We start from the raw sequence: 16,158 nt of genomic DNA, 5'->3' as shown, positions 1-16,158 counted from the left end.
CGGTCGGACGGCGCTACTTCCGGAACGCGCCCCGGCCGTCCCGGCCGGCGGGTTGCGCCGCGTCCGTACGGGACCGGCGCAGCCAGAGCATTCCGGTGATCGGCAGCACGACCGGGATGAAGAGGTAGCCCATGCCGTACGCCGACCAGACTGTCGAGTCCGGGAAGGCGGACGGTTCCACCACGGTCCAGGTCCCGACGACCAGTACGCCCACGAGCTCGGCGGCGCAGCACACCAGCGCCGCCCTGCGGGCCGTCTCTCCGCCGCGCACGAGGGTGTACGTGATGAACGCGTACACCACGGCCGCGACGGCGGAGAGCGTGTGGGCGAGCGGTGCCGAGTCGTAGTCGGTGAGGATCTGGTAGACCGAGCGCGACACCGCGCCCACCGACATCACGCCGTACAGCCAGAGCAGCAGAAGTCCGGGTCCCTGGACGAGTCCGGTCCGCTGCCTCGTCCGCTGCTCTCCGGTGCCGGTCTCGGCCATCGTCAGCCTCCCCAGATGTCGTAGAGCCGTACTTCGAGCACTGCCAGGACCACCGCGCCGGCCGCGACGGTCGCCGAGCCCCAGCGGGTCCGCTCGGCGAGCGACAGGAAGCCCGCCGCCGGTACCGCGGCGAACGAGCCGATCAGATACGCGATGAAGATCGCGGTGCCCTCCTGCGCCTTCTCGCCGCGCGACAGCTGCACGATCCCGACCACCAGTTGCGCGAGCGCCAGCACCGTCACCACGGCCATGCCGATGAAGTGCCAGTCCTTTGTGGGCTGGTCGCGGTAGGTGGCGAAACCGCACCAGGCGGCGAGGGCGAGCGCGGTCACGGCGACCGCGACCGTCAGGGCGTCAAGCATGGACCCGAGGGTATTACGGGCCAAAAGGCCCGATGCGCGCGGCCCCGTGCGCCCCGTATGGTCGACGACCATGAAGATCCTCCACGCCGATGCCCTGCTGTTCGACAACGACGGGACGCTCGTCTCCTCGATGGAGTCCGTCGACCGATGCTGGGCAATCTGGGCGCGGGAGTACGGGATCACGGCGGAGGACTTCGCCCGCGTCGAACTCCACGGCCGCCCCGCCATGGAGATAGCCGCCGATCTGGTGCCCGCGGGCATGGTGCCCGAGGCCCTGGCCCGTATCGAACAGCTCGAGGTCGAGGACGTGGTCGGCGGAGTCGTCCTGCTGCCCGGCACCGCCGAGCTGCTCGCGCGGCTGCCCGCGGACCGCTGGGCCGTGGTCACCTCCGCGACCCGGCGGCTTGCCGAGGCCAGGCTCGAAGAGGTCGGCATCCGGCCCAAGTGCCTGATCGCCGCCGACGACATCAAGCGCGGCAAGCCCGACCCGGAGCCCTACCTGCTCGGGGCGCGCCGGCTCGGCCTGGATCCGGCGCGCTGCGTCGTCTTCGAGGACGCGCCGGCGGGGCTGACCGCGGGGCGCGCGGCCGGTATGCGGACCGTGGGCTTGGCCACAACACACCAGCGTTCCGAGCTCGTCGCCGATGTCGTCGTGCGTGACCTCTCGGCCGTGTCCGTGCAGGTCACCGGAGGGGGAGTGGAGATCACCGCGGCGGAATGAGCCAGTCCAAATGCTGTATCAAGGATGTCCGCTATTCGGACAACCGGGATCGCTCGGCAGGCATGTCTGCTTTACTTGCCGACATGACCAGGACGAGCAGCCGCACCCTTGCGACCGAGGCGATCACGACGCCCGGTGCTCGTTGTATGTGTCGAATGTGCGCCAACTGAGGGCCCCTGCCTGAGCCTCGCGCCCCGAAGCGAGACCGACAGCCGCGCCGAATCCGATCTTCCGCCTGGAACGCATCGGACCGAGCTGCCCCGCGCACGCGTTGCTCCCCGGCCACAAGCCGAATCAGCCGTACCGCGCACGGCTGTCCAAACCCGAATGCCCCGTGCCCGGCGGACACCGCGCCGCGCACTCGACAGTGACGGAAACCCCTGTGATCACCGCTACGGGCCTGACGAAAATTTACCGGGCTCACCATTCGCGAGGCCGCGAGGTCACCGCCCTGGACGGCGTCGACCTGCACGTCCGTGAGGGCGAGGTCTTCGGAGTCATCGGCCAGAGCGGCGCCGGCAAGTCTTCGCTCATCCGCTGCGTGAACCTGCTGGAGCGCCCCACCGCCGGCACCGTGACCGTCGCCGGCCAGGACCTCACCGCGCTGGCCGGACGCGGCCGCCGGGCCGGCAAGGAACTGCGCGAGGCGCGCAGCCGTATCGGCATGGTCTTCCAGCACTTCAACCTGCTGTCCTCGCGCAGCGTCAAGGACAACATCGAACTGCCGCTGGAGATCCTCGGGATCTCCGGCGCCGAGCGCTCCCGCAAGGCACTCGAGCTGCTCGATCTGGTGGGCCTCGCCGACAAGGCGAAGGCGTACCCCGGACAGCTCTCCGGCGGACAGAAGCAGCGTGTCGGCATCGCCCGCGCACTCGCCGGCGACCCGCAGGTGCTGCTCTCCGACGAGGCGACCAGCGCGCTCGACCCCGAGACCACCCGCTCGATCCTGCAGCTGCTGCGCGACCTCAACCGGCAGCTCGGACTGACCGTACTGCTCATCACGCACGAGATGGACGTCGTCAAGACGATCTGCGACTCGGCCGCCCTGATGAAGAAGGGGAAGATCATCGAATCCGGAACGGTGAGTGAACTGCTCGCAACGCCCGGCTCCGAGCTGGCCGAGGAGCTCTTCCCGGTCGGCGGCGAGGCCTCTGGCCCCGAGAGCACGGTCATCGACGTCACCTTCCACGGCGAGGCCGCCACCCAGCCGGTGATCTCCCAGCTCTCGCGTACGTACAACATCGACATCTCGATCCTCGGCGCCGCCATGGACACCGTCGCGGGCAAGCAGATCGGCCGGATGCGCATCGAGTTGCCCGGCCGCTACGAGGACAACGTCGTTCCCGTCGGCTTCCTGCGCGAGCAGGGCCTGCAGGTCGATGTCGTCGACCCCGACGCACCCGCCGAGTCGGTCGCTCTGCCCGCGCAGACCTCCGCGCTGGTCAGGGAAGGTGCCAAGTGAACTGGTCGGAGATGCAGCCGCTGCTGAGCCAGGGCACCCTCGACACCCTCTACATGGTGCTGTGGTCCACCCTCGTCACCGTCGCCGGCGGACTGCCGCTCGGTGTGCTGCTCGTCCTCACCGACAAGGGCGGGCTGCTGCAGAGCACCCCGGTGAACAAGGTCGTCGGCGTGATCGTGAACATCGGCCGCTCGCTGCCGTTCATCATCCTGCTGATCGCGCTGATCCCCTTCACCACCCTGGTCGTCGGCACCTTCATCGGCCCCACCGCGATGATCGTGCCGCTTGCCGTCGGCGCCATTCCGTTCTTCGCCCGGCTCGTCGAGACGGCGATCCGCGAGGTCGATCACGGCCTGGTCGAGGCCGTCCAGGCGATGGGCGGATCCATCTGGACGATCGTCCGCAAGGTGCTGCTGCCGCAGGCACTGCCGTCGCTCGTCTCCGCCGTCACCACCACCGTGATCGTTCTCGTCGGCTACTCGGCGATGGCAGGCGCGGTCGGCGGCGAGGGTCTGGGCTCCAAGGCCGTCACCTACGGATTCCAGCGCTTCGAGACCCAGTTCATGCTCATCACGGTCGTCATCCTGATCGCCCTCGTCACCGTCGTACAGCTCATCGGTGACGGAGTCGTAAGACTCCTGGCGCGCCGCGGCCGTACCGCCTGACAGGCCCCCAGACCTCACTCCAAGAAGCCCGCACTCCTTGTCCGGGCGACGTTTCCGCACCACCAGAAAGAGGCACTTTTCGTGCGTAAGAACATCAAGCTCACCGCGGCTGCCGCCGCCACCGCCGCCCTCGCTCTCGGCCTCACGGCCTGCGGCACCGCGTCCGACCCGACCGCCAAGTCCGGCTCCGGCGCCAAGGCCGACGAGTCCAGGGCGTTGGTCGTCGCCGCGTCCCCGACGCCGCACGCCGATATCCTCAACTACGTCAAGGACAACCTGGCGAAGAAGGCCGGACTCAAGCTCGAGGTCAAGGAGTTCACGGACTACGTCCTGCCGAACACCGCCACCGAGAGCGGCCAGGTCGACGCCAACTTCTTCCAGCACAAGCCGTACCTCGACGACTTCAACAAGAAGAACAACACCCACATCGTTCCGGTCGTCAATGTTCACCTGGAGCCGCTGGGCCTCTACTCCAAGAAGGTCAAGGACCTCAAGGAGATCAAGTCCGGCCAGACGGTCGCCGTACCGAACGACACCACCAACGAGGGCCGCGCGCTCAAGCTCCTCGCGGACAACGGTCTGATCACCCTCAAGTCCGGTGTCGGTTCCGGCGCCAAGCTCTCCGACATCCAGGACAAGAAGGGCCTGGAGTTCAAGGAGATCGAGGCCGCCACGCTGCCCCGCGCCCTGAACGACGTCGACGCCGCGGTCATCAACGGCAACTACGCCATCGAGGCCGACCTCAAGCCCGCCAAGGACTCCCTTGCGCTGGAGAAGGCGCAGGGCAACCCCTACGCCAACTTCCTCGCCGTCAAGGAGGGCAATGAGAAGGACGCCCGGGTGCAGAAGCTCGCGGAGCTCCTCAACTCCCCCCAGGTGAAGAAGTTCATCGAGGACACGTACGCCGGCTCGGTCGTCCCGGCCTTCGGCGCCGCCAAGTAACGCTCGCCGCAAGCCCTTTGAACGAGGCCCCACGTACCCCGACAGGTGCGTGGGGCCTCGTGCTACTCACCACCCGGCCATGCGCATCCGCCACCCGATGCTGCATGCTGTGCCTTTACGGCTACGGCCCTTACGACGGTCTTCGGCATGGAGCTGCGCATGACTACCACCTTCCCGGACGTGTCCATCAGCACGGAGCGGTTGGTGCTGCGCCCCTTCGAGGAAGCCGACATCCCGGCGCACACCGAGATGATGAACGACGAGCTGGTTACCGCCTGGACCTCAGTTCCGCAGCCCTACACGGCGGCGCACGCCGAGGAATGGGTGTGCAGGATCGCTCCTGCAGAGCGCACCGAAGGACGCGGCATCGTCCTGGCCGTCACGGAGTTCCTCACCCAGCGGCTCGTCGGAACGGTCCATCTGCAGAACACCAACTGGCGCACCCTCGCCACCGAGGTCGCCTATGTGACCGCCCCCTGGGCGCGCGGCGAGGGCTACGCCACCGAATCGGTACTGGCCGTCGCCCAATGGCTCTTCAAGATCCAGAAGTTCGAGCGCATCGAGCTGCGCACAGCCGCCGACAACACCGCGTCCCAGCAGGTGGCCCAGAAGATCGGCTGCATAAGCGAGGGTGTGCTGCGTAACGCCTGGATAGCGCGTACACAGACCGAGGACGGCGGCTGGGCCGACATCCGCACCGACCTGATCGTCTGGAGTCTGCTGCCCGAGGACATCGAGGGCGTCTCGGGCCGGATGGCGGACGCGGGCTACGCCTCCTTCACCGACTGGAACTGACGGCAGCCGCCAGAACCGATCACCGCCCGCTCCAGGTACTCTCGCCATGCCCGTGCCTGCGGGCTGCCCCGACCTGCGACAACACCAGGAGACTGACGACGATGGCCGACCGCGTCACGGTGATTGGCTGGGACGGCTCGCCCCTCACCGCAGCCGCCGGGTCCGCCCTCTCGGCCGCCACTCTGGTGGCCGGAGCCGCGCACCATCTGGCGCTGCCCGAGGTGCCGCGGGACGCCGAGCGCATCCGGCTCGGCAGCGTCGACCTCGCCGCGCGCCGGATCGCCGGGCACCGCGGCAGCGCAGTCGTTCTCGCCGACGGTGACCCGGGCTTCTTCGGGGTCGTGCGCACCCTGCGCGCGCCGGAGCACGGCCTCGAGGTCGAGGTCGTCCCCGCCGTCTCCGCCGTCGCCACCGCCTTCGCCCGGGCCGGAATGCCGTGGGACGACGCACAGGTCGTCGTCGCCCACCGGCGTACGCTGCGCCGCGCCGTCAATGTGTGCCGGGCGCACTCCAAAGTCGCTGTCCTCACCTCCCCGGGCGCCGGGCCCGCGGAACTCGCCCTGCTCCTGGAAGGCGTCCACCGCACCTTCGTCATCTGCGAGGAACTCGGTACCGACCGTGAGCAGGTCACCGTCCTCACCTCCGACAAAGCCGCCGACCACGTCTGGCGCGACCCCAATGTCGTCATCGTCATCGGCGGAGCGGCGAGCGCGGCCGTGCCGGGCAGCGGCTGGATCGCCGGCCGGGACCCCGGCTATCCGCCGGCGATACGCGGCTGGGCGCTGCCGCCGGATCCCGGTGCCGGTGCCGGTGCCGGTGCCCTCGGCGAGGGCGAGTCGGTGCAGTTGCGCGCCGCGCAACTGGCCCGCCTGGGGCCGCGTATCGGCGACCTCGTGTGGGACATCGGCTCCGCCGGCGGTGCGCTCGCCGCGGAGGCGGCCCGCTTCGGCGCCGCGGTGATTGCCGTCGATGCCGACCCGGCCGCCTGCGACCGTACCGCCGCGACGGCACGGCGCTCCGGAGTCCAGCTTCAGATCGTCCATGGCCGTGCGCCGCATGTGCTGGAGCGGCTGCCCGAGCCCGATGTCGTACGGATCGGGGGTGGGGGAGTACCGGTGGTGACCGCCTGTGTCGACCGGCGGCCGCAGCGCATCGTGACCCACGCCTCGACCCGGGACGAGGCCGAGGCGATCGGCGCGGCACTGGCGGCCGGCGGCTATGTCGTCGAATGCGCGCTTCTGCAGTCCGTCGAAATGGACACCGCGGCATGGGCGGAGCGGGAGCGTTCCGTCGTCTTTCTCCTCTCCGGCCGCCAGCCGGACCGCGCCCCCTGACCCTGCCGCCGCACGGCGCGGGGTAGGCTGGCCGATTGTTGTACCGCACCCGGTCGTTCGTCGCTTCGTTCGTCAATGTCCGGAAAAAGGGGTCCATTTGGCTCCCGTATGTGGTACGTCGGAACCGGGGGAGGCGCAACGTGGCGCAGCCCACATCGGACCGTGGCGGATCTCCCTGCCGCGGCGGCGAACGGCCGCGAGAATGCCTTGTGTCCGTGGGCCGATCGTGCCGCGCGGCGCTCACGCTCGTTCTTGTTGACGGGCGTCAGGTGTGCAGTGGTCGGGTGCCCCGGGCGATGGGCGAAGGAGCACAAGCGATGGGCGAGGGGTACGCATGACTGACACCGGCCAGATCCCGGGCGAGGGGCTGCCGGAGAACGCAGGCATGGTGGAGCAGCCGGGCATCCCCGCTCCTGGCGCGTACACCTTCCTGGGCCCCTCCGAGAACGGTCCCGAAGAAGATGATCTCCTGCTGATGCCGGGAGCGCAGGGCGCGTGGAGCGACCCGCAGCCGGGCGCGGCGCCGGGCATGGGGGCACAGGGGCCGGTGGCGCAGACGCCGGTCGCGCAGATGCCGATGGCTCCGGCGCCCGCGCACGCCGCGGGTGGGCTCGCGCCTGTGGCTGTGCCGGTGTCGAGAGACCAGGCGCCGACGCCCGAGCAGATGGCTTCCGGGCGGCAGTTTTCCGAGCATCAGGTCTTTGAGCAGCAGTTTTCCGAGCACCTGGGTTCCGAGCAGCATGTCGGGGTGTCCGCGTCGGCGCAGCTGTCCGCGGGTCAGGAGTTCGCGGGCCAGGAGTTCGTGTCTCAGGAATTTGCGGCGCCGGAGTCCGCAGCGACGGTCGAGCCGGTCGCTCCGGCGTTCGCGGAGGAACCGGCCGCGGCCGCGGCCGAGGCCTTCGCGCCGGCCGCACAGGTCCCGCCGCTGTCCGAGCCGGGCGCGCACGAGTCCGGCGGCCGTGACTCCGGTTCGGTCGACCTCAATGGCGTACGCATCCCGCCCACCTCCGCCACGCCGACTCCGCCGCCCGCGCGCCGGCCGCTGCACATGGGCCCGCCGGTGCCCGACAGCACGGGTGGCGTGGTGCGCTCCCTCGCCGACCGCGGACCGGCGGGTACAACGCCGCCGCACGCCGTGCCCGCGCCCGGCCCCGCGTCGCCAGCGACGGGCCTGGAGTACCTCGACATCCCGCGCGACGGGTCGGCGGGGACGCTGCCGGGCCCGCAGCTGGGCGAGATCCCGCCGCAGGCCGGAGCCCCTTGGGACCCTCAGCCTCCGCAGCCCCAGATGTTCACCGCCGTCCCAGCAGAAACGGTCGTCCCTGAGCCTGCTCCGGTGGTCGCCGAGGCCGTGGCCGTTCCCGCCCCGGCCCCCGAGCCGACACCCGCCGGACAGTTCGTCCCCGTCGACGGACCGCTGCCCGCCATGCCCTACCTGGCGGCGGCGCCGGTCGACGTGCCGGTGCAGCGGGAGATGGTGCAGCCCGAGATGGTGCAGGTCGAGATGATGCAACAGGAGCCCGAGCCCGAGCGGGCGGCCGGGCCCGTGCCTGTGCAGGAAGCGGAAGCCGTGGTGGAGCCGGAACCGGTGTCCCTGCCGGAGCCGGAAGCCGGGGCCAAGGTGCCCGCGCCGCGTGACGGTGGCTGGGACATGCCCCAGGAAGTGTCCGCGGAGACCGCTGCCCAGCCGGACCCCGAAGTCGAGCCCGAGCCCGAGTCGGCTCCCGAGGTGATCGAGGCGATGAACGTGGCCGAGGTCGTCGAGGCCGAGGAGCCCGCGCCCGCACCTGAGCCCGCGTCTGAGTCCGCGCCTGCGCCTGAGTTCGCGCCCGCACCTGAGCCCGAGCCCGAGCAGATGCCCGCGGCGGCCGCTGCCCGGCCCGCGCCCGCGCCCGCACCCGGCTACGACGACGCCGAGCGCGAAGCCGTACTGCGCGTGATGCGGGAGCGCCGCGACATCCGCAACGGCTTCCGTTCCGACCCCATCCCGCACGAGGTGCTGCTGCGCGTCCTCGAGGCCGCGCACACGGCCCCCAGCGTCGGCCACTCGCAGCCCTGGGACTTCGTCGTCATCCGCTCCGCCGAGACCCGGCGCACAATGCACGAACTGGCGCAGCGCCAGCGGGAGGCGTACGCCAAGTCGCTGCCGAAGGGCCGGGCCAAGCAGTTCAAGGAACTGAAGATCGAGGCCATCCTCGACACCCCGGTGAACATCGTGGTCACCGCCGACCCGACGCGCGGCGGCCGCCACACCCTCGGTCGGCACACCCAGCCGCAGATGGCCCCGTACTCCTCGGCCCTCGCCGTCGAGAACCTCTGGCTCGCCGCCCGGGCCGAAGGCCTCGGCGTCGGCTGGGTCAGCTTCTTCGACGAGCGCGAGATGGTGCGCGCGCTGGGTCTGCCCGAGCACCTCGAGGTCGTGGCCTACCTCTGTGTCGGTTATGTCGACGAGTTCCCGGAGGAGCCCGAGCTGATGCAGGCGGGGTGGTCCAAGCGCCGGCCGCTGTCGTGGGTCGTGCACGAGGAGACGTACGGCCGCCGCGCCCTGCCCGGCGAGGAGCCGCACGATCTGCTCCAGGAGACCGTCTCCAACATCCGTCCGCTGGACGCGAAGGCGCTCGGTGAGGCGTGGGAGCGACAGAAGCGGATGACCAAGCCGGCCGGGGCGCTCGGCATGCTGGAGATCATCTCCGCGCAGCTGAGCGGCCTGTCCCGGATGTGCCCGCCGCCGATCCCGGAGCCCGCGGCAGTCGCGATCTTCGCGGGTGACCACGGCGTCCACGCGCAGGGGGTCACCGCCTGGCCGCAGGAGGTGACGGCGCAGATGGTCGCCAACTTCCTTGGCGGCGGGGCCGTCTGCAACGCTTTCGCCAACCAGGTCGGGGCCGAGGTCTGCGTCATCGACGTGGGCGTCGCCGGGGACCTTCCCGCCACGCCGGGTCTGCTGCCGCGCAAGGTCAGGCCCGGTACGGCCGACTTCACGACGGGTCTCGCGCTGAGTCGCGAGGAGGTCCTCTCGGCGGTCGAGGTCGGCATCGAGACGGCGCGGGACTTGGTGGCCGCGGGGAACAAGGCGCTGCTCACCGGTGAGATGGGCATCGCCAACACGACGGTCTCGGCGGCGCTGATCTCCGTGTACACCGAGATCGACCCGAGCGAGATCACGGGCCGCGGTACCGGCATCAACGACGAGATGCACGCCCGCAAGGTCGATGTCGTGCGCCGCGCGCTGGAACTGCACGCGCCGGACCCGGCGGACCCGATCGGCGTGCTGTCGGCGGTCGGCGGCCTGGAGCACGCGGCGCTGGTCGGCTTCATCCTGGGTGGCGCGTCGCTGCGTACGCCGGTGGTGCTGGACGGAGTCTCGGCGGGCGCGGCGGCCCTGGTGGCCCGTGCGATCGCCCCCGAGGCCCTGGCGGCCTGCATCGCGGGCCACCGCAGTGCGGAGCCGGGTCACGTGGCGGCCCTCAACAAACTGGGTCTGCGTCCCCTGGTGGACCTGGACCTCCGCCTCGGCGAGGGCACGGGCGCGCTGCTGGCGCTCCCGGTGGTCCAGAGCGCGGCCAGGGCGATGCATGAGGTGGCAACGTTCGACTCCGCGGGCGTGACGGAGAAGTAACGGTCGCGGTAAGGGGCCGGGGCGCCGGGAGTGGTGGGCGCCCGGCCCCGCGTGACCTCCCGGCGGAGGCCCGATTGCCCAGGGGACTGTCCCGGATTCGGGAAGGCGCGGGGGCCGGGGCCGGGTGGAGAGACTCTCCCGGCCCCACCTCCGCACCCCCGGCCCCGTAAGCTGGTCCGCGGGCGCTGACAACCCGCCCACCAGCCGCTTCAGCGCCGCAGCGGACCCGTACCACGCACGTCCCGCCCGAGGAGTCCGTACCGTCATGGCCGAGCACGCCGCGCGCGCCGCGCATCCCGCCTATCCCGTCGGACTCCGCCTCTCCGGGCGGCGCGTCGTCGTCATCGGCGGCGGCCAGGTCGCCCAGCGCCGGCTGCCCGCGCTCATCGCGGCCGGTGCCGACATCGTTCTCGTGTCGCCGTCCGCGACGCCCTCCGTCGAGGCGATGGCCGACGCCGGCGAGATCCGCTGGATCAAGCGCGCCTACGAGGACGGCGACCTCGCCGACACCTGGTACGCCCTCGTCGCCACCTCCGACGCCGACGCGAACAACGCCGCATCCGCCGAGGCCGAGCGCACCCGCACCTGGTGCGTACGCTCCGACGACGCCGGCGCCGCCACCGCCTGGACCCCCGCGACAGGCCGGTCCGAAGGCGTGACCGTCGCCGTCCTCACCACTGAGGTGTCCGGCCGCGACCCCCGACGGTCCGCCGCCCTGCGCGACGCCATCGTCGAGGGCCTGCGCGACGGCACCCTCGCCGCCCCCCATCACCGCACCCGTACCCCGGGCGTCGCTCTCGTCGGCGGTGGTCCGGGCGATCCCGACCTGATCACCGTTCGCGGCCGCCGCCTCCTCGCCGAGGCCGACGTCGTCATCGCCGACCGCCTCGGCCCCCGTGACCTCCTCGACGAACTCCCGCCGCACGTCGAGGTGATCGACGCCGCGAAGATCCCGTACGGCCGTTACATGGCCCAGGAGGCCATCAACAACGCCCTGATCGAGCACGCCAAGGCCGGCAAGGCGGTCGTACGGCTCAAGGGCGGCGACCCCTTCGTCTTCGGCCGCGGCATGGAAGAGGCCCAGGCCCTCGCCGAGGCCGGCATCGCCTGCACCGTCGTGCCCGGTATCTCCAGCTCGATCTCTGTCCCGGGCGCTGCCGGAATCCCGGTCACCCACCGTGGAGTGGCCCACGAGTTCACCGTCGTCAGTGGCCATGTCGCCCCGGACGACGAGCGTTCGCTCGTCGACTGGCCGTCCCTCGCCAAGCTCCGCGGCACGCTGGTCGTCCTCATGGGCGTCGACAAGATCGGTGCGATCGCGCAGACCCTTGTCGCCCATGGGAAGGCCCCCGAGACCCCCGTCGCGCTGGTCCAGGAGGGCACGACCGCCTCCCAGCGACGTGTCGACGCCACCCTCGCGACCGTCGCCGAGACGGCCAGGGCCGAGGACGTACGGCCCCCGGCCGTCATCGTCATCGGCGACGTGGTCGCCGTAGGAACAAAGTAACCAGCGGTAACCCAACGCCGTCCCAGCCGTTGGCACCGCACCCCGGAGAAGGCAGTATCACCCTGTGGCTGATCTCATCACTGTCGAGGATCCCGACGACCCGCGCCTGCGCGACTACACGGGCCTGACCGACGTCGAGCTCCGGCGCAGGCGCGAACCCGCCGAGGGCCTGTTCATCGCCGAGGGCGAGAAGGTCATCAGACGGGCCAAGGACGCCGGTTACGAGATGCGCTCCATGCTGCTCTCGGCCAAATGGGTCGATGTGATGCGCGACGTCATAGACGAACTCCCGGCCCCGGTCTACGCCGTCAGCCCGGAGCTCGCCGAGCGGGTCACCGGCTACCACGTGCACCGCGGCGCGCTCGCCTCCATGCAGCGCAAGCCGCTGCCGACGGCCGACGAGCTGCTCCGGACGACCCGACGGGTGGTCGTGATGGAGTCGGTGAACGACCACACCAACATCGGCGCGATCTTCCGCAGCGCCGCCGCTCTCGGCATGGACGCTGTGCTGCTCTCCCCGGACTGTGCGGACCCCCTCTACCGCCGCTCGGTCAAGGTCTCCATGGGCGCGGTCTTCTCCGTCCCGTACGCCCGCCTCGAATCCTGGCCCAGGGGCCTGGAGTCCGTACGGGAAGCGGGGTTCAGGCTCCTCGCTCTCACCCCCGACGAGAAGGCCTCGGCGATCGACGACGCGGCCCCGCACCGGCTGGAGCGCGTCGCGCTGATGCTCGGCGCGGAGGGCGACGGGCTCTCCACCCAGGCGCTGGTCGCCGCCGACGAGTGGGTACGCATCCCGATGTCGCACGGCGTCGACTCGCTCAATGTGGGCGCGGCCGCCGCGGTCGCGTTCTACGCCGTGGCGACGGGCCGCCCGCAGTCCTGAACCCGAACAGCCACCACAGCTAGAGCTGCTGGGCCGCGGCGATGCCCAGCGCCACGATCAGCGTCACCACGAAGAACACGATGATCCGCTGCCGCAGCAGCCGCGGGTTGGCGGGCCGCCGCCCGGTCGACGTCGGCCGGGTACCGGGCCTGGTGCCCTGACGGCCGTTTGTCCGGGAGGTGTTGCGGGGCGCCTGGGGGCGCGTCCCGCCGGTGCGAGAGGGCTGCGGCCGCGGCACCGACGTGCCCGCCGTACGCCGCTCCATACGTTCGGTCCGCTCCGAACGCTCCGGGTAGCGTGACGTCGGACGGTCCTCCTCGACACGCACGCGCTGGGACGGCGGCCGGGCCTCCGGCAGCCCCTGGGCCTCCCGGGCCGCGATCTCCTTGAGCCGCATCGACAGCTGCAGCGTGCTGGGCCGCTCCTCGGGATCCTTCGCCAGACAAGCCCGTACGAGCGGAGCAAGTGCGTCCGGGACCCCGTACAGCTGCGGCTCCTCGTGCACCACCCGGTAGAGCATGACCTCCGAACTGCCGTGCCCGAAGGGGGAGTCCGCGGTCGCGGCGTACGCCAGCGTGGCACCCAGCGCGAAGACGTCCGTGGCCGGCGTGACCGCCGCGCCGCGCACCTGCTCGGGCGCGAGGAACCCCGGGGAGCCCACCGCCGTGCCGACATGGGTGAGCGTGCTCGCGCCGGTCGCCCAGGCGATGCCGAAGTCGATGATCCGGGGGCCCTTGGGGGAGAGCAGAATGTTCGACGGCTTCAGGTCCCGGTGAACGACGCCGGCCTCGTGCACCGCGACCAGGCCCTCCGAGAGCGCCGCACCGATCGTGGCCACATCGGCGGCCTGCAGCGGGCCTCCCTCGGCGACCTTGTCGTGCAGCGAAGGACCGGGGACGTACTGAGTGGCGAACCACGGGCGCTCCGCCTCGAGATCGGCCGCCACCAGGCGTGCCGTACAGCCGCCGCGGATCCGTCGCGCGGCCGAAACCTCGCGCGCGAACCGCGATCTGAACTCCTGGTCCTCGGCCAGATCCGGCCGGATCACCTTGAGGGCGACGCGCTGGCCGCGGCGGTCGGAGCCCAGGTAGACGACGCCCATGCCACCTGCACCGAGGCGCCGGTGAAGCCTGAACGAGCCGACGACACGCGGGTCCTCGCGCCGGAGCCGCATCATCGCCATGTCCGTCCCCTACCTACGGTGGGGAGACCCCACCCCCGCTACTACGGTCGTCCGTTTGACGTGGCACAGCTTACGTACCCCTGTCCCGGTGTGCTCATAGGCCGCGCCCTCACGGTCCGATCGATTGTCAGTGCCGGACGTGAAACGTGAAGAGTGGTCAGGGGCCCGTGGATCCAACGCTCCTGGCCCGTGCGAGATCTCAAAGGTCCGTCGCAGAAGGGGGATTGGATCAGTGAAGGGTGACCGCGTGGAGATTGTGGTGGACGCGGGTGACACGACTCGTACATACGAAGTGGTGGCAAGCCGACGGGCCGCCGGGTCGAGACGGCGGTACACAGAGGGGTGGTGGAAGTGAGCGAAGTCACCTGGAGGCACCTCCCCGCGGTAGCCGGGGGAGGACCGGTGGTGCTGACGTCCCGTTTCATGGCCACCCGGGTGTGCCGGCTCCGGACGAGCAGCCGGTCCCGCTGGAGGACGACCCTGCGCGCCCCCTCCGGGAAGACCCCAAGGCCCGGGGCCGCGTCTCCACCCTGGGGAGTACGTCGCCGGGTGGTGGCTCATCCTCCGGGAGGCCCGGCAATCGGTACGCGGGCATGACGCCCGGGCCTTGTCGCTTCCCTAATGTTGAAGTCAAGCGGCGGGTGCAGCACTCGTCCCCCGAGGTCAGACACCCGCCGCTGCCACATACGACAGGAGAGGGACCATGGCGGACACGGCTTCGCGGATGATGATCCGCATGCAGGGACGCAAGGCTTACGCCGCGTTCGGCGGCCGCCCGTCCGGTACGCGCCACCCGCTGGTGGCGACGGCCATGGTTCTTCCTCTGGCGGCACTGCTGGTGGTCGTCTTCGGCGGCTGGGATGCGGTGGTCACACAGGCGTCGTCCGTGGGCGTGATGCTGGGGCGCTGAGCGGCGCCCCGGACCCGGAAGAGCGGTCCGGGTCGGGGACATCCGGCCAACAACCCCGTGGGGACGGGGGTGCGGCGGACGGCAGCGTTTGGCCGGTCAGCTGGGGAGCTGACCGGCCATCGCGCTGCCCGGGCCCATTCGGTAGCCCCCGGGCACCTCCACCGCTGCACACTCGGCGACACCCACCCGCCTCCGCGTAGGCTCTCCCAGTCGGCCAGTCGGCCAGTCGGCCAGTCGGCCAGTCGGCCAGTCGGCCAGTCGGCCAGTCGGCCCGCACCGCATCCGGGGGAGAGACCGTGACCGCATCCGTCGTACGCGCGCTCGCCGACGTCGCACGTGACGCCGCGCATCTGCCCGCGCCGCGGCAGATGTGCCGGGCCTGCGGGCGGGACGAGTCCGTCCTCGCCGACCGGGCCGACGGCGCCGTCGTACGGCACGGTGACGCCGTCGCCAAGGCCCACGCACCCGGCACCGACCCGGACGGACACCGGGCCCGGCTCGCTGTCTCGGCCCACCCCCGCCTCGCAGGCATCCTGCTGACCCCGCTCCCGCTCCATGCGCGGGACGTACGCGGCAGACCCGTCACCGCCTGGCCCTACGGCCTCCCCGTCGACCCCGCGGACCCCGACGCGGCGCCCTGGGAGGACGCCGCAGTCCTCCTCGCCCGGCTGCACTCCATCGAGCCCGCCGTACTCCCCGCGCCTCTCCCGCCCATGCGCGGCCCCGCCAAGGTCGCCCTGGCCCATGCACGGATGCGGAAGGCGGCCGCGCGGCATCCGGCGGCCGCCACGGTCCGGCGCGCCTGGGACCGGCTCCCCGCCTGGGCCCGCGACGAGGCCCCCTCTCCGCGGGCCGGCACCCTCTGCCACGGCGATCTCCACCTCGGACAGCTCGTCCGCCACCCCGCCCCGGCCGGCCCCTGGCTGCTGATCGACGTCGACGATCTCGGCCTGGGCGATCCGGCCTGGGACCTGGCCCGCCCCGCCGCCTGGTACGCGGCCGGACTGCTGCCTCCCGAGATCTGGCAGCGGTTCCTCGGCGCCTACACCGCGGCACACGGCCCGGCCGTCACCGGTGATGGCGACCCCTGGCCCCAACTCGACGTTCCCGCCCGTGCCTTGACCGTCCAGACCGCCGCCCTGGCCCTCGCGAAGTCCGCCGCGGAGCAGCGGGACCTGGACGAGGTCGAGCAGACCATGATCGACGCCTGTGCCCGAATTGCGGCCCTCCCGCCCGAGTTGGAGTTCGAGCCTCCGTCGTAGTCTGAACTCCTCATCACCGGGCATTC

At 71.3% G+C, this 16,158-nt stretch carries 14 protein-coding genes and 1 pseudogene; 12 read left to right on the top strand and 3 right to left on the bottom strand.

Annotated elements, in window-relative coordinates; all coding sequences use genetic code 11:
* Positions 1 to 13: 13 nt before the first annotated feature.
* Both OG966_RS07500 and OG966_RS07495 read right to left on the bottom strand, forming a co-directional pair.
* On the bottom strand, positions 14 to 487 hold the full coding sequence (locus OG966_RS07500; protein ID WP_326648654.1) for a hypothetical protein: 474 nt from the start codon (positions 485 to 487) through the stop codon (positions 14 to 16).
* A 2-nt stretch (positions 488 to 489) separates the two neighbouring features.
* Positions 490 to 849: a hypothetical protein gene (locus OG966_RS07495; protein ID WP_326648653.1), complete on the bottom strand. Its 360-nt coding sequence runs from the start codon at positions 847 to 849 to the stop codon at positions 490 to 492.
* 70 nt (positions 850 to 919) lie between these two features.
* Between OG966_RS07495 and OG966_RS07490 the strand changes: the two genes are divergently transcribed.
* The 9 genes from OG966_RS07490 to OG966_RS07450 all read left to right on the top strand — a co-directional run bounded on the left by OG966_RS07490 (position 920) and on the right by OG966_RS07450 (position 12,777).
* Entirely contained in the window at positions 920 to 1,570 is a 651-nt protein-coding gene (locus tag OG966_RS07490; protein WP_326648652.1) for an HAD family hydrolase, read from the top strand.
* A gap of 334 nt (positions 1,571 to 1,904) precedes the next feature.
* Positions 1,905 to 3,032 (top strand): methionine ABC transporter ATP-binding protein, encoded by a 1,128-nt coding sequence (locus OG966_RS07485; RefSeq protein WP_326648651.1) that lies wholly within the window; start codon positions 1,905 to 1,907, stop codon positions 3,030 to 3,032.
* Positions 3,029 to 3,697: a methionine ABC transporter permease gene (locus tag OG966_RS07480; RefSeq protein WP_326648650.1), complete on the top strand. Its 669-nt coding sequence runs from the start codon at positions 3,029 to 3,031 to the stop codon at positions 3,695 to 3,697. Before OG966_RS07485 ends, OG966_RS07480 begins: the two co-directional genes overlap by 4 nt.
* An 81-nt stretch (positions 3,698 to 3,778) precedes the next feature.
* Positions 3,779 to 4,639 carry a MetQ/NlpA family ABC transporter substrate-binding protein gene (locus OG966_RS07475; RefSeq protein ID WP_326648649.1) on the top strand — a complete coding sequence of 287 codons (861 nt, stop codon included), beginning with the start codon at positions 3,779 to 3,781 and terminating at the stop codon, positions 4,637 to 4,639.
* 147 nt (positions 4,640 to 4,786) lie between these two features.
* A complete protein-coding gene (locus tag OG966_RS07470; protein ID WP_326648648.1) occupies positions 4,787 to 5,434 on the top strand; it encodes a GNAT family N-acetyltransferase in 648 nt (215 codons plus the stop codon).
* A gap of 101 nt (positions 5,435 to 5,535) precedes the next feature.
* Entirely contained in the window at positions 5,536 to 6,768 is a 1,233-nt protein-coding gene (gene cbiE, locus OG966_RS07465; RefSeq protein WP_326648647.1) for a precorrin-6y C5,15-methyltransferase (decarboxylating) subunit CbiE, read from the top strand.
* 334 nt (positions 6,769 to 7,102) lie between these two features.
* Positions 7,103 to 10,387: a nicotinate-nucleotide--dimethylbenzimidazole phosphoribosyltransferase gene (gene cobT / locus OG966_RS07460; RefSeq protein ID WP_326648646.1), complete on the top strand. Its 3,285-nt coding sequence runs from the start codon at positions 7,103 to 7,105 to the stop codon at positions 10,385 to 10,387.
* A gap of 265 nt (positions 10,388 to 10,652) precedes the next feature.
* Positions 10,653 to 11,894, top strand: coding sequence for a uroporphyrinogen-III C-methyltransferase (cobA, locus tag OG966_RS07455; RefSeq protein WP_326648645.1), 1,242 nt, complete (start codon positions 10,653 to 10,655; stop codon positions 11,892 to 11,894).
* A gap of 64 nt (positions 11,895 to 11,958) precedes the next feature.
* Positions 11,959 to 12,777 (top strand): TrmH family RNA methyltransferase, encoded by an 819-nt coding sequence (locus tag OG966_RS07450; protein ID WP_326648644.1) that lies wholly within the window; start codon positions 11,959 to 11,961, stop codon positions 12,775 to 12,777.
* Between the two features lie 19 nt (positions 12,778 to 12,796).
* Here the strand turns inward: OG966_RS07450 and OG966_RS07445 are convergent, their stop codons facing one another.
* Entirely contained in the window at positions 12,797 to 13,960 is a 1,164-nt protein-coding gene (locus OG966_RS07445; protein WP_326648642.1) for a serine/threonine-protein kinase, read from the bottom strand.
* Positions 13,961 to 14,192: 232 nt separating this feature from the next.
* On the opposite strand from OG966_RS07445, the pseudogene OG966_RS07440 reads away from it, so the two are divergent.
* The 3 genes and pseudogenes from OG966_RS07440 to OG966_RS07430 form a co-directional block, all read left to right on the top strand.
* Positions 14,193 to 14,472: pseudogene (locus tag OG966_RS07440) on the top strand (hypothetical protein); the annotation flags it as partial.
* 191 nt (positions 14,473 to 14,663) lie between these two features.
* Positions 14,664 to 14,870 (top strand): hypothetical protein, encoded by a 207-nt coding sequence (locus tag OG966_RS07435; protein WP_326648641.1) that lies wholly within the window; start codon positions 14,664 to 14,666, stop codon positions 14,868 to 14,870.
* A gap of 296 nt (positions 14,871 to 15,166) precedes the next feature.
* Entirely contained in the window at positions 15,167 to 16,132 is a 966-nt protein-coding gene (locus OG966_RS07430; RefSeq protein WP_326648640.1) for a phosphotransferase family protein, read from the top strand.
* Positions 16,133 to 16,158 lie beyond the last annotated feature (26 nt).

This window comes from Streptomyces sp. NBC_01750, assembly GCF_035918095.1.
GTDB lineage: Bacteria > Actinomycetota > Actinomycetes > Streptomycetales > Streptomycetaceae > Streptomyces.
This window is presented reverse-complemented; position numbering and strand designations above follow the sequence as displayed.